General features: G+C 71.1%; 18 protein-coding genes. 14 read left to right on the top strand and 4 right to left on the bottom strand.

Translation table 11 applies throughout. The annotated features are described in order from the left end of the window. Positions 1-222: 222 nt before the first annotated feature. The 12 genes from ACFVYL_RS19700 to ACFVYL_RS19645 all read left to right on the top strand — a co-directional run bounded on the left by ACFVYL_RS19700 (position 223) and on the right by ACFVYL_RS19645 (position 12,244). Positions 223-564: a YbaB/EbfC family nucleoid-associated protein gene (locus ACFVYL_RS19700; RefSeq protein WP_389717612.1), complete on the top strand. Its 342-nt coding sequence runs from the start codon at positions 223-225 to the stop codon at positions 562-564. A gap of 69 nt (positions 565-633) precedes the next feature. Further along, complete coding sequence (recR, locus tag ACFVYL_RS19695; RefSeq protein WP_389717611.1) at positions 634-1,233, top strand: recombination mediator RecR; 600 nt, start codon at positions 634-636, stop codon at positions 1,231-1,233. Then, entirely contained in the window at positions 1,226-1,885 is a 660-nt protein-coding gene (locus ACFVYL_RS19690; RefSeq protein WP_389717608.1) for a DUF5063 domain-containing protein, read from the top strand. The genes recR and ACFVYL_RS19690 overlap by 8 nt, the downstream gene beginning before the upstream one ends. 88 nt (positions 1,886-1,973) lie before the next feature. Beyond that, positions 1,974-2,267: a helix-turn-helix transcriptional regulator gene (locus ACFVYL_RS19685; protein WP_389717606.1), complete on the top strand. Its 294-nt coding sequence runs from the start codon at positions 1,974-1,976 to the stop codon at positions 2,265-2,267. Between the two features lie 135 nt (positions 2,268-2,402). Further along, positions 2,403-5,336, top strand: coding sequence for a tetratricopeptide repeat protein (locus tag ACFVYL_RS19680; RefSeq protein ID WP_389717604.1), 2,934 nt, complete (start codon positions 2,403-2,405; stop codon positions 5,334-5,336). Between the two features lie 17 nt (positions 5,337-5,353). After that, complete coding sequence (locus tag ACFVYL_RS19675) at positions 5,354-5,611, top strand: DUF397 domain-containing protein (protein ID WP_389717602.1); 258 nt, start codon at positions 5,354-5,356, stop codon at positions 5,609-5,611. 276 nt (positions 5,612-5,887) lie between these two features. Next, positions 5,888-6,811 (top strand): hypothetical protein, encoded by a 924-nt coding sequence (locus ACFVYL_RS19670; RefSeq protein ID WP_389717599.1) that lies wholly within the window; start codon positions 5,888-5,890, stop codon positions 6,809-6,811. Between the two features lie 50 nt (positions 6,812-6,861). After that, entirely contained in the window at positions 6,862-7,440 is a 579-nt protein-coding gene (locus ACFVYL_RS19665; protein ID WP_389717597.1) for a Uma2 family endonuclease, read from the top strand. A gap of 226 nt (positions 7,441-7,666) precedes the next feature. Then, on the top strand, positions 7,667-8,938 hold the full coding sequence (locus ACFVYL_RS19660) for an aspartate kinase (RefSeq protein ID WP_389717595.1): 1,272 nt from the start codon (positions 7,667-7,669) through the stop codon (positions 8,936-8,938). Then, positions 8,935-9,993 (top strand): aspartate-semialdehyde dehydrogenase, encoded by a 1,059-nt coding sequence (locus ACFVYL_RS19655; protein WP_389717593.1) that lies wholly within the window; start codon positions 8,935-8,937, stop codon positions 9,991-9,993. Before ACFVYL_RS19660 ends, ACFVYL_RS19655 begins: the two co-directional genes overlap by 4 nt. Positions 9,994-10,337: 344 nt before the next feature. Beyond that, the gene (locus ACFVYL_RS19650; protein ID WP_389717591.1) at positions 10,338-11,000 is read left to right on the top strand and encodes a SigE family RNA polymerase sigma factor; all 663 of its coding nucleotides are present in this window, start codon (positions 10,338-10,340) and stop codon (positions 10,998-11,000) included. Next, entirely contained in the window at positions 10,997-12,244 is a 1,248-nt protein-coding gene (locus ACFVYL_RS19645; RefSeq protein ID WP_389717589.1) for a hypothetical protein, read from the top strand. The genes ACFVYL_RS19650 and ACFVYL_RS19645 overlap by 4 nt, the downstream gene beginning before the upstream one ends. 10 nt (positions 12,245-12,254) lie before the next feature. On the opposite strand, the gene ACFVYL_RS19640 is transcribed toward ACFVYL_RS19645, so the two are convergent. Further along, entirely contained in the window at positions 12,255-13,025 is a 771-nt protein-coding gene (locus tag ACFVYL_RS19640; RefSeq protein WP_389717586.1) for an SURF1 family protein, read from the bottom strand. A 671-nt stretch (positions 13,026-13,696) separates the two neighbouring features. Continuing rightward, positions 13,697-15,535: a prolyl oligopeptidase family serine peptidase gene (locus tag ACFVYL_RS19635; RefSeq protein ID WP_389717749.1), complete on the bottom strand. Its 1,839-nt coding sequence runs from the start codon at positions 15,533-15,535 to the stop codon at positions 13,697-13,699. Between the two features lie 99 nt (positions 15,536-15,634). Between ACFVYL_RS19635 and ACFVYL_RS19630 the strand changes: the two genes are divergently transcribed. After that, on the top strand, positions 15,635-16,474 hold the full coding sequence (locus tag ACFVYL_RS19630) for a class I SAM-dependent methyltransferase (RefSeq protein ID WP_389717585.1): 840 nt from the start codon (positions 15,635-15,637) through the stop codon (positions 16,472-16,474). Between the two features lie 19 nt (positions 16,475-16,493). On the opposite strand, the gene ACFVYL_RS19625 is transcribed toward ACFVYL_RS19630, so the two are convergent. Next, positions 16,494-17,027 (bottom strand): hypothetical protein, encoded by a 534-nt coding sequence (locus ACFVYL_RS19625; protein WP_389717582.1) that lies wholly within the window; start codon positions 17,025-17,027, stop codon positions 16,494-16,496. 301 nt (positions 17,028-17,328) lie between these two features. Between ACFVYL_RS19625 and ACFVYL_RS19620 the strand changes: the two genes are divergently transcribed. After that, a complete protein-coding gene (locus ACFVYL_RS19620; RefSeq protein ID WP_389717580.1) occupies positions 17,329-18,144 on the top strand; it encodes an RNA polymerase sigma factor SigF in 816 nt (271 codons plus the stop codon). Positions 18,145-18,255: 111 nt separating this feature from the next. Here the strand turns inward: ACFVYL_RS19620 and ACFVYL_RS19615 are convergent, their stop codons facing one another. Next, positions 18,256-19,263, bottom strand: coding sequence for a hypothetical protein (locus tag ACFVYL_RS19615; RefSeq protein ID WP_389717579.1), 1,008 nt, complete (start codon positions 19,261-19,263; stop codon positions 18,256-18,258). Positions 19,264-19,530: the final 267 nt, after the last annotated feature.

Here is a 19,530-nt window from a genome sequence, read left to right as displayed (position 1 = left end):
GATCGCGCGTATCGACGCTAAGTCCTACCGCCCAATGGGTGGCCATGAGACCGGGTTCACGGCTTTTCCGCCCGGAAGAGGCGCTTGATCAGGTATAGGAAGACGGCTGATCTCACTCGAAAGAGTGCCGGCGAGAGTGCTGGGGCGGCCCGGCCGCCGACCACGTAGGCTCGGTGCTGGCGGAAAACCCGCCAGACGGACCCGTACGAAACGGAGCTGATCGTGATCCCCGGTGGTGGCCAGCCCAACATGCAGCAGCTGCTGCAGCAGGCCCAGAAGATGCAGCAGGACCTCGCGGCCGCGCAGGAGGAACTGGCGCGCACTGAGGTGGAAGGCCAGGCGGGCGGCGGCCTCGTCAAGGCGACGGTCAACGGCTCCGGCGAGCTGCGCGACCTCGTGATCGACCCGAAGGCGGTCGACCCCGAGGACACCGAGACGCTGGCGGACCTGGTCGTCGCGGCGGTCCAGGCGGCGAACGAGAACGCGCAGGCGCTCCAGCAGGAGAAGCTGGGCCCCCTCGCCCAGGGCCTGGGCGGCGGCGGCATCCCGGGGCTTCCCTTCTAAGAAACCCCCCGGCCAACTACCGTACGTAGAGAGCCGACACCCTCCAGAGGACTTCAGGAAAGGCGTTCCGTGTACGAAGGCGTGGTTCAGGACCTCATCGACGAGCTGGGCAGGCTGCCCGGCGTCGGTCCCAAGAGCGCGCAGCGGATCGCCTTCCACATCCTCCAGGCGGAGCCGACGGACGTCCGTCGGCTCGCGCACGCCCTGATCGAGGTGAAGGACAAGGTCCGCTTCTGCGCGACCTGTGGGAACGTCGCGCAGGAAGAGCTCTGCAACATCTGCAGGGACCCGCGCCGCGACCTCTCCGTCATCTGTGTGGTGGAGGAGCCGAAGGACGTCGTGGCGATCGAGCGGACGCGAGAGTTCCGGGGCAAGTACCACGTCCTGGGCGGCGCGATCAGCCCGATCGAGGGCGTGGGCCCGGACGACCTGCGCATACGGGAACTCCTCGCGCGCCTCGCGGACGGCACGGTCACGGAGCTGATCCTGGCCACCGACCCGAACCTGGAGGGCGAGGCCACGGCCACGTACCTCGCGCGCATGATCAAGCCCATGGGCCTGAAGGTCACCCGCCTGGCCAGCGGACTCCCTGTCGGGGGAGATCTGGAATACGCGGACGAGGTCACCCTGGGCCGCGCTTTCGAGGGGAGACGACTCCTAGATGTCTGACGCCACGCTGTACACCGCGACCGACAGCCCGGACGACTTCGCGGTGCAGATCTCCGATCAGATCGAGAGCTTCATCGTCTCGGTCAGGGAGATCGCGAAGGGCGACGAGCCCGACTCGGCCGTCCCCTTCCTCCTCCTGGAGGTCTCCCAGCTCCTGCTGGCGGGCGGCCGCCTGGGCGCGCACGAGGACATCGTCCCCGACGAGCGGTACGAGCCGGACCTCGGCCCCGAGCAGGACGTCGACGACCTGCGCGAGCGCCTGGCGCTGATGCTCGACCCGATCGACGTCTACTCCGAGGTCTTCGACCCGTACGAGCCCCGCAAGGCTCCGGTGGCCTGCCGCCTCTCGGACGACCTGGCGGACGTCGTGGCCGACCTCTGCCACGGCCTGGCCCACTACCGCGCGGGCCGCACGACCGAGGCCCTGTGGTGGTGGCAGTTCTCCTACTTCTCGAACTGGGGCTCCACGGCCTCGGGCGCCCTGCGCGCCCTGCAGTCCCTGGTGGCCCACGTCCGCCTGAACCAGCCCCTCGAAGACCTCGACGGCCTCGACACGGACGAGGACCTGATGGAGTCGGCGCTTGAGGAGGAGGCCGGGAAGGTCATGGCGGAGGAGATCGCGGGTCCGTTGGGGCTGCGGACGGTCAAGTAGCCGTCGGGCTGCCGGTTCGGGACGGAGCGGGAGAGGGCGGAGGCGCCTGATGGGTCAGTACAGCAGCTGGACAGAGGTGAAGCGCCGGATGCGTGAGAGCGCCCCCGACGTCTCCGACGCCGCGTGGGAACACCGTAAGCAGACGGCACGTACTGCCACTGAGGCACACGTCCTCGGACATCACTTGCGGGAGATCCGCGAGGAACAGAACCTGACGCAGGCGGACGTCGCCAAGGCGGTGGGAATCTCTCAGGCGCGGGTGTCACAGGTGGAGCGGGGCGAGATCCACAACCTGGAGACGATGCGGGCGTATGCGGCGGCGCTGGGCGCGAGGCTCACGGTGTCCATCGAGTACGGGGATCGCGTCGGCGGCGCGGCCTGACGTGGCCAACCTTGCTCGTGGCAGGACCTGTTGTGCCCCCGGCGTTATGCTGCGCGCCACATCAGGGGTGAGGGGGGCTACGACATGACAGACGAGGCTCGGGCGGAGCGCCCCCGGTAGGGCGGTGGTCGCGTCATGGACGTACGACGGGTCGTGGAGATCTGGAACCCGGCCGAAAGGCAGGCGGGCACCGGGTACTTGGTCGCGGACCGGGTCGTCCTGACCGCGCTGCACAACGTGCGCGGGGCGGGCGGCCTGGAGGTCCGGCGGCTCGATCCCGGCGGGCGTGAGACATGGGCGGCCGCCGAGCCGCTCTGGCCCGGGCCGGAACAGGAAGCCCAGGCCGACGCGGCGCTGATCCGGGTGACGGACGGCGCGTGGACGCCGCCCGCCGGGGCGGAGCCGGTGCGGTGGGGCCGGATCGACGGGGCCCCGGGCGAGGGCCGGCTCGGCTGCCTGGCCGTCGGGTTCCCGCGCTCGGAGGTACGGGGCGGGGTCCGGGACACCAAGGAGATCCGCGGCCACATCGAGACGCTGACCGGCCTGAGGTCCGGCGGCCTGATCACGGCGTACGTCGACGGCGTCGCCGCCCCGAGCCGCCCGGCCGAGCGGTCGCGCTGGGCGGGCGCGTCCGGCGCGGCGCTGTTCGCGCGGGGCCGGCTCGTCGGGGTGGTCACCACGGACCGGGCGCGGGACTACGCGGCGGACCAGCTGACGGCGGTGCCGGTGGCGTCGCTGGCGGCGCGGCCGGGGTTCGCGAACGCGGTGGGCGGCGACCTGGTCCTCGCGGCGGTCACGGCCGCCGACGACCCCGAACCCCCGCGCACCGCCTACGACATGGCGGCGCCCCGGGGCCTGCACAACCTGCCGGAGCTGCCGTCGCGGTTCTTCGTCGGCCGGGACGAGGCACTGGCCTCCCTGAGCCGGGCCCTGTCCGAGGGCTCCCGGACCATCACGCAGACGGTGCACGGTCTCGGCGGAGTCGGCAAGACGACGCTGGCGCTGCACTACGCCCACGGCCACCGGGAGGCGTACCGCCTCGTGTGGTGGATCCGCGCCGACACACCGGACCTGATCGACACGGGCTTGGCCGCGCTCGCCGCCCGGCTCCGCGGCGACGCCCCCGCCCTGGCGACGGCGCAGGCCGCCTCCTGGGCCATCGGCTGGCTGCAGACCCACCCGGGCTGGCTGCTGGTCTTCGACAACGCGGAGAGGCCGCAGGACGTCCGGGCGGTCACCGGTCAACTGGGCTCGGCGGGACGCCAGTTGATCACCAGCCGCTGCAGGGCGGGCTGGACCGGCGAGCCGATCCCGCTGCCCGTCCTGACCGCAGACGACTCGACGGACCTGCTCACGCGTCTGACGGACGGCGGCGACGAGGATGAGGCCCGCGCGCTGGCCGAGGACCTGGGCCACCTCCCCCTCGCCCTGGAACAGGCGGGAGCGTTCATCGCGCAGACCATGATGACGACGGGCGAGTACCAGGAGATGCTCGGCCGGTATCCGGGAGAGGCCACCGACGCCGCGCCGGAGGGCTCGGACCCGGCACGCACGATGGCCCGGATCTGGCGCATCACCCTGGACGTCCTCGCCGAGCGCGACCCCCGCGCCGTGGACCTGCTGCGCGTCGCCGCCTGGTACGCCCCGACGGGCATCCCCCGCGACCTGCTCGCCCCGCTCGCGGAGAACCCCGTCGACCTCGCCAGGATCCTGGCCCTCCTGGCCAACTACAACATGATCACTCTCGACCGCTGGACCCTCGGCGTCCACCGCCTGGTCCAGATGGTGGCCCGCACGGCGTCGGAGGCGGACCCGCACCGCGCCGGGTCCCTCGTCTCCGAGGCCCGCGACCGGGCGGCGGTGTGGCTGTGCGACACGCTGCCCGGCGACCCCATGGACAACGTGGCGGGATGGCCGACGTGGCGCAGGCTCCTGCCCCACGCCGAGGCCCTCCTCGACGCGTGGCGCCCCGAGGAGGACACCGAGCGGACCCAAATCCTCCTCAACCAGGTCGCGTTGTACCTCCAGGCGCAGGGAGAGGTGCGCAAGGCCACCGCGCTGCTCCACCGGTGCCTGGAGGCGAGCATCCGGGTCCGCGGCGCGGACGACCCGGTGACGCTGGGGACGCGGAACAACCTGGCGGGCGCGTACGAGACGGCGGGCGAGGTGGACCGGGCGATCCGCCTCTTCGAGCGGACGCTGGCCGACCGGCTGCGAGTCCTCGGCCCGGACCACCCGGACACGCTCAGGTCGCAGAACAACCTGGCGGGAGCGTACGAGTCGGCGGGTGACGCGCGCCGCGCGATCCCGCTGTACGAACGGACGCTGGCCGACCGGCTCCGGGTCCTCGGCGCGGACCACCCCGACACACTGATGTCGCGGAACAACCTGGCCTACACGTACCGGGCGTCGGGCGAGGTGGGGCGCGCGATCCCGCTGTACGAACGGACGCTGGCCGACCGCCTGCGCGTCCTCGGCCCGGACCACCCCGACACGCTCACCTCGCGGAACAACCTCGCGACCGCGTACGCGATGTCGGGCGACGCGACGCGGGCGATCCCCCTGTACGAGGAGGTGATCGCCGATCAGCTGCGCGTCCTCGGCGCGGACCACCCGGACACGCTCAGGTCGCGGAACAACCTGGCGGCCGCGTACGAGTCGGCGGACGACGTGGCCCGTGCGGTCGCGCTGTACGAGGAGGTGCTCGCCGATCAGCTGCGCGTCCTCGGCAGGGACGACCCGAGGACGCTGAGGACCCGCAACAACCTGGCCCACGCGTACTGGCGCACGGGCGACACCGCCCGCGCGATCCTCTTGTACGAGCAGGTGCTCGCCGACCAGCTCCAGGTGCTGAGCAGGGACCACCCGGACACGCTGACCTCGCGGAACAACCTGGCCCACGCGTACTGGACGTCGGGCGACGCGCACCGCGCGGTCACGATGTACGAGCAGGCGCTGACCGACTCCGTCCGTGTCCTCGGCGCGGATCACCCGACGACCGTGATCCTCAAACAGGGCCTGACGGTCGCCCGCTCAAAAAGCTGGAAACCGCGCAAGGCGACGGATTGATGGATGGCGGAAGACCTATGAGCGATGAGCTGAAGTGGTTCAAGTCCAGCTACAGCGACGGCGAAGGCGGCGCCTGCCTCGAAGCTGCCCTGGCCTGGAGCAAGTCCAGCTACAGCGATGCCGAGGGCAGCAACTGCCTCGAAGCCGCCCTGGACCGGGGGGAGTGCGCCCACCGCGTCCACGTCCGTGACTCAAAGCTCTCCGCGAGCCCCGAGGTCACCGTTTCCGCCCCCGCGTGGTCCGCCTTCATCGCCGCAGTTCAGCCCGGGGCTTGAGCCCCGGGACCCGAGCTCTTCCCTGGGTCTGGTTCACCGATGAAATGAACCCAACCAACCTACCCAGAAGCGGAGTTGAGGGCTCCGTCACCCTCAAGAGTGACGTTCCGTAGTCAGCTTGCGCCGGAACGTAAAGCCGCCCTAGGTTCGCGGCAATAGAACGGCCTCGGCCGGTGCTACCAACACCGGGTCCGAGGCCTAGTCCTACGAGTCGAAAACAGGTCGACCGTGACTTGCTCTCAGCCTAAGCCCGTCCTGCCCTCCCCGTCCCACCCGATGGCCAAATCGGGGTACGGGAAACGCCTCGCGGGTGACGCCGAACCGGACACCGAACCCGACTTCGCACACCTGCTCCCGCGTGACGCCGAACTCGCGACATTCGTCGATCACCTCCCCGACGGCGCCGCGATGGGGCACAAGGCCATCGCCGCCGCCCACCCCCGCTACGGCCAGCAGGCGGTCCGTACCTCCCTCAACCGCCTCACCGACGCCGGTCACCTCCGCTGGGTCAAGGAGCACCTCACCGTCGAGGACGGCACCATGCGTTGGGTGACCAGGACGTACTGGTCGAGGGCGCCCAAGTCCCCTGACTGGTGGGCGGAGTTCGTACGGGAACGGCACGGGCGGGACGTGACGCACACGTACCGGTCCGGGCTGGCCAGGGCGGACGCGCGACCGGAGAAGGACCCGGCGCCCACCCCCTCCGCCGAGCCGAGCGCAGCTCACCGCACCCTCGCCCAGCTCCGTACCGCCGACCGCCGCATGGCCCTCTCCGAGGGTGAGTGCAAGCAGCTGGAGCCGAGCGCGGCGGAGTGGCTGGAGCGCGGGGCGAGTCCGCAGGACATCACGCGCGCCCTCACCGAAGGGCTGCCGCCCACCGTCACCAACCCGGGCGGTTTCGCCCGTACCCGACTGGAGAACAAGATGCCCCCCAAGCGTCAGGCCCCCGCCGAGGCCCGCGCCCGCGTCACCCGCGCCGTCATGATCTGCGGGGACTGTGAGGAGCCGGAGACCTCCGTGGAGCTGGTCAACGGGATCTGTACGGAGTGCTACCCCCTTGCGGAGCGGACCGGGTACATCCCGGACACGTTCCGCGCACGCCCGCGCCGAGCCGCCGGGTCGGGGGTCGTGGACGTCACCGAACGCGTGGCGGAGCTGCGCCGCGCCGCCGGGCTGCCGACGCCCCGGGACGGCGTATGAGCGTGCAGGACGTGCCGGTCCGGGCACCATGGAGTCAAGGAGGCGACACCATGACCCCCAGGACCACCGACCGGCCCCAGATGTCCGTCGAGGACTTCGAGGAGCTGGCCAGCCGTGCGCCCGAGACGGTGCGGTTGGAGTTCATCAATGGAAAGGTCCAGGTCAAGCCGGTGCCGGATGGTTCCCACGGCCAGATCGTCATGTGGTTGATCAAGTGCTGCATGCAGCAGCGCCCCGAGCTGTCCCTCTTCCCCGAGCAGGGCCTCAAGGTCGCGGGCTACCGGAAGGGCCGGGCCCGCCCGGACGGCGTGCTCGCGCCGGACGAGAACTTCGTGGGCCAGGGGCAGTGGGCCGATCCGGCCGGCGTGCTGATGTCCGTCGAGGTCACCTCCTACGACCAGGACGCCGACCGGCGCGACCGCGTCGAGAAGCCCGACGGGTATGCCGCCTCCGGCATCCCGGTGTATCTCCTCGTCGACCGGGACGCGGGCGAGGTCCGGGTGTACGCGGATCCGGAGGACGGGAGATACCGCAGCCTCGTCCGGCGGGCGTTCGGCGACGCCGTCGAGCTCCCCGAACCCGTCGGTATCACCCTGGACACGGCCAAGCTCAAGGAGTACGCCGCCTGAGGCCTCCGGCCAGGCCCTGTGACCCGCCCCACTTTCCGGAGTGCAGCGCTCCACAGTGGGCATGTGCCCAGCCGAGCGGCCGGAACGTACTCCCCGAACAGCGGGGCCGTATGCCCGTGGTGATCAACTTGTGAGCGGGACATCTCACGATGTGATATAGCCGAGGCGGATTTCGGCCGCTCGTTAGACTGAGCCGACCGCACAACGGATTGAGCGAGGAGCGCACGTGGGCCTTGTCGTGCAGAAGTACGGAGGCTCCTCCGTAGCCGATGCCGAGGGCATCAAGCGGGTCGCCAAGAGAATCGTCGACGCCAAGAAGAACGGCCATCAGGTCGTTGTCGTGGTGTCGGCGATGGGCGACACGACGGATGAGTTGATCGATCTCGCCGGACAGGTATCCCCGATTCCTGCCGGGCGTGAATTCGACATGCTGCTGACCGCCGGAGAGCGGATCTCCATGGCCCTGCTGGCCATGGCGATCAAGAACCTGGGCCACGAGGCCCAGTCGTTCACGGGCAGCCAGGCCGGCGTCATCACCGACTCCGTCCACAACAAAGCGCGGATCATCGACGTGACCCCCGGGCGGATCCGGACCTCGATCGACGAGGGCAACATCGCCATCGTCGCCGGGTTCCAGGGCGTCAGCCAGGAGGGCAAGAACATCACCACGCTGGGCCGCGGCGGGTCGGACACGACCGCCGTCGCCCTCGCCGCCGCCCTCGACGCAGAGGTCTGCGAGATCTACACGGACGTCGACGGTGTCTTCACCGCCGACCCGCGTGTGGTCAAGAAGGCGCGGAAGATCGACTGGATCTCGTTCGAGGACATGCTGGAGCTCGCGAGCTCCGGGTCCAAGGTGCTGCTCCACCGCTGTGTGGAGTACGCACGTCGTTACAACATCCCGATCCACGTACGGAGCTCGTTCTCCGGCCTTCAGGGCACGTGGGTCAGCAACGAACCGCAAGGGGACCGCAAGGTGGAGCAGGCCATCATCTCCGGTGTCGCGCACGACACCTCCGAGGCCAAGGTCACGGTCGTCGGCGTGCCCGACAAGCCGGGCGAGGCCGCCTCGATCTTCCGCGCCATCGCGGACGCCGAGGTCAACATCGACATGGTCGTGCAGAACGTGTCGGCCGCCTCGACGGGCCTGACCGACATCTCCTTCACCCTCCCCAAGGCCGAGGGCCGCAGGGCCGTCGACGCCCTGGAGAAGACCCGCGCCTCCGTCGGCTTCGACTCGCTGCGCTACGACGACCAGATCGCCAAGATCTCGCTCGTCGGTGCGGGCATGAAGACGAACCCGGGCGTCACCGCGACCTTCTTCGAGGCGCTCAGCGACGCCGGGGTGAACATCGAGCTCATCTCGACCTCCGAGATCCGCATCTCGGTCGTCACGCGCGCCGACGACGTGACCGAGGCGGTGCGTGCCGTGCACACGGCCTTCGGACTCGACTCCGACACGGACGAGGCCGTGGTCTATGGAGGCACCGGGCGATGAACCGGAAGCCGACGCTCGCGGTCGTCGGAGCGACCGGGGCCGTCGGCACCGTCATGCTCCAGATCCTGTCGCAGCACGCCGACATCTGGGGCGAGATCAGACTCGTCGCCTCACCGCGCTCGGCCGGCCGCAAGCTGGCCGTGCGCGGTGCGGAGACCGAGGTGCTTGCCCTGTCCGAAGAGGTCTTCGACGGGGTCGACGTCGCCATGTTCGACGTCCCCGACGAGGTCGCCGCGCAGTGGGCCCCCGTCGCCGCCGCCAAGGGCGTCGTCGTGGTCGACAACTCGGCCGCCTTCCGGATGGACCCGGACGTGCCGCTCGTCGTGCCGGAGGTCAACCCGCACGCCGCGCGCGTACGGCCGCGCGGCATCGTCGCCAACCCCAACTGCACGACGCTCTCGATGATCGTGGCCGTCGGCGCGCTGCACGCCGAGTTCGGGCTGCGCGAGCTGATCGTCTCCTCGTACCAGGCGGTGAGCGGCGCGGGACGCGACGGCGTCGACACGCTCCGCCGTCAGCTGCGCCTCGTCGCGGGCACGGAGCTGGGCACGAGCCCCGGTGACGTACGCCGCGCCGTCGGCGACGACACGGGCCCCTTCCCGGAGGCCGTCGCGCTGAACGTGGTGCCCTGGGCCGGGTCCCTCAAGGACGACGGCTGGTCGTCCGAGGAGATGAAGGTCCGGGACGAGTCGCGCAAGATCCTCGGGCTGCCCACCCTCCGCGTCGCCGCCACCTGTGTACGCGTGCCCGTGGTCACCACGCACTCCCTCACCGTCCACGCCCGCTTCGAGGACGAGGTCACGGTGGACAAGGCGCGCGAGATCCTCGCCACCGCCCCGGGCGTCGTGCTGTTCGACAATCCGGCGGCGGGCGAGTTCCCCACCCCCGCCGACGTGGTGGGCACCGATCCGACCTGGGTGGGCCGGGTGCGGCGCTCGCTCGACGACCCGACCGCGCTGGAGCTCTTCGTGTGCGGCGACAACCTGCGCAAGGGCGCGGCGCTGAACACCGCGCAGATCGCGGAACTGGTGGCCGCGGAGCTCACGGCCGGCTGAGCCGTCTCCGCCCGACCGATTGGTATGGACCACCCCGGAGCGGATCCCTATGTGAGATCTGTGTAAGTTCTGTGTCCAACTTGGTCGTCGCGCGTGCTTGAACTGGACCATCTCCGCGTTCGAAGATTCGCGTCTGATCAGTGCAACCGGCGGCGGGGCGGGGGACGTCTTTGCGGTCGCCCTTCAGGGGTGGCCCGAGCGCTGTCGAAAAAATGGGGCATAGGGGAAGAGCTGGTACGCATGGGGGCATTTGATGCATCGTCACGAGCGGTGCCCGCGCAGCATGCCGCAAACGCGATCCCGGATGCGTACAACCCTGAAGGGGGGAAGCGTGTCCAACAAGCGTGGCAGAGGTACTCGATTTCACAGCGGTACAGACGAGAGGCGCGGCAACACTGCGCCCCACTCGCCGACCCCGCACGACCGGTGGCATGCCGGTGATCGCCCCCATGCCCGCGGCGCGGCCCGCCCGCATTCCCTCGCAGCGCGAGGGCGCTGACGACACGATGACCGCGGGCACCACAGTCGACCATCTCACCGAGACCTACCGCGCCCACTACCGGTCGCTGCTCGGCCTCGCCGCGCTGCTCCTGGACGACACGGCGTCCTGTGAGGACGTGGTCCAGGAAGCGTTCATCCGGGTCCACTCGGCGCGCAAGCGCGTGCGCGACCCGGAGAAGACGCTCGCGTACCTCCGCCAGACCGTGGTCAATCTGTCCCGGTCCGCGCTGCGCCGGCGCATCCTCGGGCTCAAGCTTCTCTCGAAGCCGATGCCCGACATGGCGAGCGCGGAAGAGGGGGCGTACGACCAGCTGGAACGCGACGAGCTGATCAAGGCCATGCGCGGCCTGCAGCGGCGCCAGCGCGAGGTCCTCGTGCTGCGCTACTTCGCCGACATGACCGAGGCGCAGGTCGCCGAGACCCTGGGGATATCCCTGGGTTCGGTGAAGGCGTACGGCTCGCGCGGCATCGCGGCCCTCAGGGTCGCCATGGAGGCGCCGGCATGAGTGAGCGCAAGCGGGACGAGCAGGGCGGATCTGAGCGGCATGGCAGGAACGGAAACGTGAACCACGGACCCGAAGACGGCCTCGGGCCGGACGGCGGGGCCCAGGGAACCGGCCCCCGGAAGAGTGGCGCCGGGAAGGCCGAGAAGAGTGGCGCCGAGAAGAGCGGCGTCGAGACCGGCGGGCCGGGCCTCGACGGTTCCGGCCCTGATGGTCCCGGCCTCGACGGTCCCGGGCCCGGCGAACTCACTGCCGTCGAACTCGCCTCCGACGAGCTCGCGCTGCGGCGGATGATGCGGCGGGCCGTGGAGGAGATCGAGCCGAGCGACCGCTCCCTCGAACACCTGCGGCAGGCGGTGCCCGCCCGCAGGGCCCGCAAGCGCCAGGCGGTCGTCGGCCTCGCCGCCGCCGCACTCTTCATCGGTACCGCCGTCCCCGCCCTCGTGCACGTGACCAACTCCGAGGGCGACTCGGACGACCGCACCTCGATCGCGGGCAACAGCCAGGACGCGCAGGGCGGGTCGAGTCAGGGTAAGGGCCCCGACGGCGGCGAGAAGGCCCCCGGCCAGAAGGCGGGGGACAAGTCCAAGGACAAGGGCAAGAAGGACAAGAAGGACAAGAAGGGCGACAAGGAGAAGGGCGGCACGGGCGGCGGCGGTACGGGAGCGCCGGACCCCTCCACCTCCGAGGCCGCGAGCTCGCCGGTCTGCGACGCCGCCCAGCTCGGCGCCACGGGCAGCGCGGGCACGCCGGAGACCGACAACAAGGTGTACGGCTCCTTCCGCGTCTCCAACGTCTCCGACAGCAGCTGCACCATCGAGGCCGCGGGCGCCGTCGGCACGGTGGCGCAGGGCGCGGCCGACCCCGCGAAGATCGCCGTGGTCGACCACACGGAGGGGGACGCGGCGACCGGCCTGCCCGACCCCGCGAAGGAAGCCAGCCCGTTCGTGCTGCGGCCCGGCGCCGCGTACGAGGTGCGGTTCGTCTGGGTGCCGTCGGAGACGTGTCCCGCGGACGGCGGGGACCCGACGCCCAACCCGACGCCTTCGGAAGGCGGCACGGGAACGCCGGAGGGCGGCTCGTCCGACGGTACCGAACCGCAGCTGGTCCGGACGGACGGCGGCGTGGCCGAGGGCAGCGTCGTGGTCTCCCTGACCGCGGAGGCGGGCTCGCCCTCGGCGGGGGCGACGGTCCCCAACGCGTGCGCGGGAACGGTGTACCGGACCGGAGTGCTGCCCGCCTCGTAGCGGGCGCGGATCAGGTCTCCAGGAGGCCGAGGTGGGCGTCGCGCGCGAACTCCGCCTCGCGGCGGAACAGCCGGAACCACATGAAGACGACGAAGCCCGCGAAGACGAACCACTCACCGGTGTAGCCGAGGTTCTGGAAGGCCTTCAGGTCCAGGCCGGTGTTGTTGGGCGCGGCCGCGGGGACCGGCTTCATCCCGGAGTCGGCCTTGTCGAGGGTGACCCACGCGTCGTACACGTCGTCGCGTACGAGGTTGACCAGTGACGCCGAGCTGATCGCGCCCAGCTGGCCCCGGGGCAGACCACCCGTGGCGCTGACCCCGTTGGAACCGGGGCTCTCCGAGGCCTGCAGCGCGCCCCTGACCGTGACCTCGCCGGTGGGAGCGGCCGGTGCCTTCGCCGGGTCGGCGTCGCCCGGAAGCCAGCCGCGGACGACGGGCAGGGACTTGCCGCCGTCCGTACGCAGCAGTGTCAGCACGTAGAAACCGCGCTTGTCGTCCAACTCCCGCTCCGGCACCAGCAGTTGCTTGCCGTAGTGCCCGGTGGCCGTGGCCTGCTCGCCGGAGGTCTCCTTGTCGACGGGCAACAGCGCGTCGAGGGGCCGCCCCTGCGTGTTCCGCTCCTTGCCCTGCTCCGCGACCTGCTCCTTGGCGGACTCGTGGTCCTGCACGCGGTCCTCGAAGCGGCCGAGCTGCCAGGAGCCCATGAAAATGCAGAAGGGGATGGCCAGCACGACGAAGACGTTGATCCCCCACCATCGGGGCGTCAGCAGAAACCGGTACACACCTCCACGGTACGGGGCCCCTGCGGGGGGCCTGGCTGGGGGGTCGGCGCCCGGCACCTGCGGCTCGGCCCTGCCCGGCGGGGGCTGACCTTGCGGTGCGGCTTTGCCCGGCTGGGCTGGCCTTGTGGTGCTGCTTTGCCCGGCGGGGTTTCTCCCTGCGGCTCGGCTTTCCCGGCGGGGCGGCCCTGCGGCTCGGCTTTGCCCGGCGGGGGTGGCCCCGCGGTGCCGCTTTGCCCAGTGGGGGTCGTCCCGTTGTCCCTGCGGTGCCGGGCCCGGCCGTTTTCCCTCGCTGGAGGGGGCGCCGCACTGGCCCGCCGCTTCGCGGCGGATGGTCCCCACCCACCCACCCGTTTGCCCCGCACCGCACGGTGGAGGTAGGGGCGGTTGGCCCTGGGGGACTGTTCGGTGCCGGGCAAACGGGTGGGTGGGTGGGATAGATCCGCCGCGAAGCGGCGGGCCAGTGCGGCACGCGGGAAGCGCCACCCGCACCCGAATCCCCCGCGGAGCGGCGGGCCAGGCCACGGGAGGGGCGAGGCCACCGCACCCGAATCCTCCGCGGAGCGGCAAAGCGGGTCACAGGGCCCCCGCACCCGCCCCCCCCGCGGAGCGGTGGAGCAGGTCACACAGGGAGGGCCGTCCACATGCCCTTATGCGGGAGCACCCACGTGCCCCTACGCGGGAGCACCCACGTGACGCGCCGCGAACTCCAGCTCCAGAGCGACCTGCTTGATCCGCTCGTCCACGACCAGTGACCCGTGGCCCGCGTCGTACCGGTAGACCTCGTGCACCGCCCCCCGCGCGGCCAGCCGGTCCACGTAGTTGTCGATCTGGCGGATCGGGCACCGCGGGTCGTTGACACCCGCCGAGATGTAGACGGGGGCCTTGACCTCGTCCACGTACGTCAGCGGGGACGAGGCGCGGAAGCGCTCGGGGACCTCCTCGGGCGTGCCGCCGAGCAGCGTGCGGTCCATCGCCTTGAGGGCCTCCATCTCGTCGTGGTACGCCGTCACGTAGTCCGCGACGGGCACCGCCGCGAGGCCCACCGCCCAGGCGTCCGGCTGCGTGCCGAGGCCGAGCAGGGTGAGGTAGCCGCCCCAGGAGCCGCCCGCCAGGATCAGGCGGTCGGGGTCCGCGAGGCCCGACGTCACCGCCCACTCCCGCACCGCCGCGATGTCCTCCAGCTCGATGAGGCCGACGCGGTGCTTGAGGGCGTCCGTCCATGCGCGGCCGTACCCCGTGGAGCCGCGGTAGTTCACGCGGACCACCGCGTACCCGTGGTCGACCCACGCCGCCGGGCCGGCGGCGAAGGAGTCGCTGTCGTGCCAGGTGGGACCGCCGTGCACCTCGAAGATGGTGGGGAGCGGCCCCGACGAGCCCGCGGGCCGCTGCACCAGCGCGTGGATGCGGCCGCCGGGCCCGTCCACCCACACGTCCTCCACCGGAACGGACTTCGGTGCCTTCATGCCGGGCGGGTCCAGGACCACGCCGCCCGCCGTCGAGCGGACCACGGGCGGCTCGGCGGCCGACGACCACATGTACTCCACGGCGCCGTCGGGGCGCGCCGTCGCGCCCGACACGGAGCCCGCGGGCGTCTCGATGCGGTCCAGCTCACCCGAGGCGAGGTCGTAGCGGAAGAGCTCGCCGCGGGCCTCGAAGCCGTGCGCGATGAGCAGGGCCGAGCCGTCCGGATACCACTCCGCGCTCACGTCGCCCGGCAGTCCGAGCGCGAGGTCGCTCTCCTCGCCCGTCGCCACGTCCCACACCAGCGGCTCCCAGCGGCCCCGCCGCTGGTGCCCGATGAGCAGGCGCGAGTCGCCGTCGACCGGCGCGAAGCCGAGGACTTCCAGGCCCAGCTCGACCGTGCCGCCCTCGGTGTCGTCGAGCTCGGCGACCGTCGAGCCGTCCGGGCGGATCACCCGGAGCGCGGAGTGCATCGCGTCGCCGTGCTCCGTGTGCTCCACGGCGATCAGCGTGCCGTCGTGCGAGAGGTCGCCGACGCCCGCCGACTCGCGGTGGCGGTACACCTCGACCGGGCCCGTGCCGTCGGGGTGCACGACGTGGATCGTCGAGCCGTCGTCGTCCGTGGAGCGGCCGACGACCACCGTGCGGCCGTCCCTGCCGAGGGCCAGACCCGAGGGGTACGAGGCATCGAGGCCCGGCACGGCGGGCTCGTCGGGGCCGCCGCCGAAGGGCTGGCGCAGCCACACGCCGAACTCGTCGCCGTCCTTGTCGTTGAACCACCAGATCCATTCGCCGTCGGGCGAGAGCGCGCCGTCCGTCGTGCCGTTCGGCCGGTCGGTCACCTGGCGCTGGGCGCCGGTCGTCCGGTCCCACGCGTACAGCTCGTACGTCCCCGTCGCGTTCGACACGAACAGGGAGCGCTGCGGGGCGTCCTCCGCCCAGTCCGGCAGCGACACCCGGGGCGCCCTGAACCGCTTCTCCCAGTCCGGCATGGCGTCCGGCCCCCCGGACCCCGCCGCCGTGGCCTTCGCCGCCTCCGCCGCACTCATTGCGCTCGTCGCACCCGTCTCGCTCATGCCCCCCATAGTGCCTGTCCCCGCCGACAATTCGCTGGCGGGAGTCCCCAGCCTGTGGATAACTTTTCGACCATGTACTCCCCGACGCCCGCCGACTGGCGGGAGACCAACCGCAAACGCTGGGACGAGCGCGTCCCCCTCCACCTCGCCAGCAGCTATTACGACCTCGACGCCTTCCGCGCGGGCAAGGACCCCCTGCGCGACTACGAGCTGACGGAAGTGGGTGACGTACGCGGAAAGTCCCTGCTGCACCTGCAGTGCCACATCGGCCTGGACACCCTCTCCTGGGTGCGGCACGGGGCGTCCCGCGTGGTCGGGCTCGACTTCTCCGAGCCCGCCGTCGAGGCGGGCCGCGAGCTCGCCGCCGAGCTCGGCCTCACTCCGGAGCAGGCCACCTTCGTCGCCGCCGACGTGTACGACGCGGCCGCGGCGGTGCCCGACTCCTCGTACGACATCGTCTACACCGGGGTGGGCGCGCTCGGCTGGCTGCCCGACATCCGGCGCTGGGCGGAGACCGCCGCCTCGCTGGTCGCGCCCGGCGGCTTCCTCTACCTCGCCGAGTTCCATCCGCTCACCGACGTCCTGGACGACGCGACGGGCTCCCGCATCGAGCACGACTACTTCGCGCGCGACGCCTGGATCGAGGAGACCTCCGGCGGCTACGCGGACTCCGTCACCCCCACCGTCCACAACCGCAGCGTCGAGTGGCAGCACCCCATCGGCGACGTCGTCTCCGCGCTCGCCGCCGCGGGCCTGCGCATCGACTTCCTGCACGAGCGGGACGAGACGCTCTTCGAGCGTTTCGGCGCGCTCGAACTGCGCGACGGGGCCTACCGGTTCCCCGCCGACCGGCCGCGCGTCCCGCTCATGTACTCCCTGAAGGCGAGCAGGCAGGCTCTAGGATCCTTCTGATGGACCCTGGTCACCCGCCTCACGGCAGCGGTGACGGCGGCCGCAGCCAGCCCTCCCGGCCGGGTGCGAACTCGCCCAGCTTCCGCCAGTCCCACTCCTGCAGCACCTCCCGGCCCAGATCGTCGTCGTGTCGGGTGACGGCGACGACGACGTCGGACGTGTGCCGGGTGAGGAGCAGCGTCCGCAGCCGGGCGGCGACGCCCGCCCGGCGTCCGGCGGGCGACAGAAGGAGCTCGCCCAGCCGGAACACCCGCCCCGAAGCGGTCTCTTCCCCTGCCTCGGTGGACAGGACGCCACGGAACCCTTCCCACCATTCGCCGCTGCGCTCCGCGCGGTATCCGTAGAGGCAGCCGACCAGGCCCGACGCGTCGGCCACGACCATCTCGAAGTCCGTCTGCTGCACGTCGCGTGCGAAGCGGCGCAGAAAGTCCTGCCGACCGCGGCCCTCGGCCCCCACCGTTCCCCGATACGCCTCTACGTAGAGGTCCGCCACGGCCTCACGCTGCTGCTCCGCCTGCCAGCGGCTCAGCCGCCGTAGGAACACGTCCGACATGTACGCCTCCCGCCCGCCCTGCTGAGGGCGACTCCCCCTACACCCTGGACTCCGCATGGTGACAGCACGGACCGGCCAGCGGAACGGCGCGACGGGCCGTAACCGGGGTTGGGGGAGCAGCCCTCGAACTCCTATGGTGATCAAGGTGCTTAACCCGCCCGTGAATGGGCAGGTGCACTGTTGTCGTCCCGAGAGTTGTCCCCGATGTCCCCCCACCAGAGGTGAACTTGTGAGGCTGCCGACACAGTTGACTGCCACATCGACGGATGAGGCAGAGCACGCTGCGAGCCCCTGGGAAGAGATGTCCAGCAGCGAGCTGCCGTGGGTGGAAGACGCGGGCAGTGTCGCTCCCAAGGACGCGCGGGCCCTGTCGAAGATCTTCTTCGACCGGCTCCAGTTCCTCGAAGAGGGCACGCACGAATACCAGTACGCGCGCAACACCCTGATCGAGATGAACCTGTCGCTCGTGCAGTTCGCGGCCGCGCGCTTCCGCGGCGGCAGCACCGACGCCGAGGACATCGTGCAGGTCGGCACGATCGGCCTGATCAAGGCCATCGACCGCTTCGAACTCTCCCGCGACGTGGCGTTCAGCACCTTCGCGCTGCCCTACATCACCGGAGAGATCAAGAGGTTCTTCCGGGACACCACCTGGGCCGTCCACGTGCCGCGCCGCCTCCAGGAGCTCCGCGTCGACCTGGCAAGGGCCAAGGAGCGGCTGGGCGGCGAGCTGGACCGCGAGCCCACCGTCCGGGAACTCGCCGAGCACCTCGACCTCACCGAGCGCGAGGTCAACGACGGCCTCGTCGCCTCGAACGGCTACACCGCCGGCTCCATCGACGTCCCCGTCGGCCAGGACGACGGCACGCAGGGGCGCGACTACGCCGACGTCCTCGGCGAGGACGACCCCGCGCTCGACCTCTTCGAGGAACTGCACACGCTGGCACCCCTCATAGAGCAGCTGGACGAGCGCGAGCGCACCATCATCGAGATGCGCTTCGGCCGGGAGATGACACAGGCGCAGATCGGTCAGGTCCTCGGCGTCTCCCAGATGCACGTCTCGCGGCTCCTGACACGCACCCTCGGCAAGCTCCGCTCCGGAATGCTCGCCCAGACCTGATCCCCCCCCCACGCCGGACCTGATCCCCCGCCCACGGCCCCACTGGCGCCGTGGGCGGGACGCGTTTCAGCTGCCTACGGATCACAGACCCACGGGTCACCTGCCTACGGATCACATGCCTACGGAGAACGCGTGCTGCACGTCTCCGTAGGGGAGGTGATAGCCCGCGGGCTGCCCCTGAGGCGCGTGCGAAGGGTGGTAGCCCAGGTCCTGCTGGCACGCCTCCTGACGGCACGCCTCCTGCTGATGACTCATCGTCTCTTGCGGGAAAAGGCCATGAGAAGTCCCGTTGGCTCGGTGGCGCCGGTGGCGCCCGGGTTGTCGCGAGGGAGCCTGCGCGGGCTCCCAAGTGTCACCTCCTGTCCGGACATGGGCCTGGGCCGAGGCAGCCTGGGCGGGTGCGCTCTCCGCGTAGGAGAGCTCCTGCACCCTGAGTGCCAGTGCCGGCAGATCGCAGCCCAGCTGAGTGGCGAGCACGCTGGGGTTCACCCCCTCGTGCCAGCCCTGGACCAGCAGGTGGTCCATCGGCGCGGTCCACGAGACGGCTTCGGGTACCGACGTGGGAGCCGCGACCTGCACGTGCGGGGCAGCGGGTGCGGCCGCGGGGGCCGGCTGAGCAGCGGTGGCCACGGGCGGCTGCGGCGCGGCCACGGGTGCTTGCGCGGTCGCGGGTGCAGGCGTGGGCGCGGGCATGGCGACGGTCTCCCGGGCGGGGGGCGGCGTCGCCGCTGGTTCGGGCGGGTGGGAGACCGGCTCCGGCGCGGCTTTCGCGTCCTGTGCCTCGAACGGCTCCGCGGCGGCGGGCGGCCGGTCCGCGTAGGACGCGGTCGGCACGGCGGCGGTCTCGGCGGCCAGCAGCTCCAGCGCGTTGGTCGCCAGGTCGAGGGCTTCCTCGCGGTTCACGGACTTGCGTGCCGTACGGACGTCGCGCTCCGGCAGGCCGAGCACGTGCGCGGCTCCGGTGTCGCTGCCGAGGGTGACGGCGAGGGCCGCCAGCACACGATTCCTGTTCTTTCTCAGCTCCTCCAGTGTCAACTGCGCGTCCACGACACGCTCGTTGGCCTCGCAGTACATGTCCGCGAGCACGGCATGTCGCTCAAGCCGGTCCCTGAGTTCCATGACCGGCTGAACGGATCAACGTCTTTGAAGGAAATGGCGCTTGCCGTCGAGTACTCCGGTCGGCCCTACTTCTACGATCAGCTGGCGAGTCATTCTTACCGCCTGACAGCTGGTCGCACGGTTGCTCCGTCCGGGGTCGTCATACGGGTGGGATGCCCGCCGAACGGGTCTGTTCTCCGGCCCGACAGCCATACGGTCGGCAGAGATGAAAGACGGAGTACTGCTGCAGAATCGTTCATACAACACGACCCCGCAGGGTGACGGGGG

It is taken from the genome of Streptomyces sp. NPDC058308, from assembly GCF_042880275.1.
Lineage (GTDB): Bacteria > Actinomycetota > Actinomycetes > Streptomycetales > Streptomycetaceae > Streptomyces.
The sequence above is the reverse complement of the archived record's forward strand: the minus strand, read 5'-3'. Positions and strand labels throughout refer to the sequence as shown.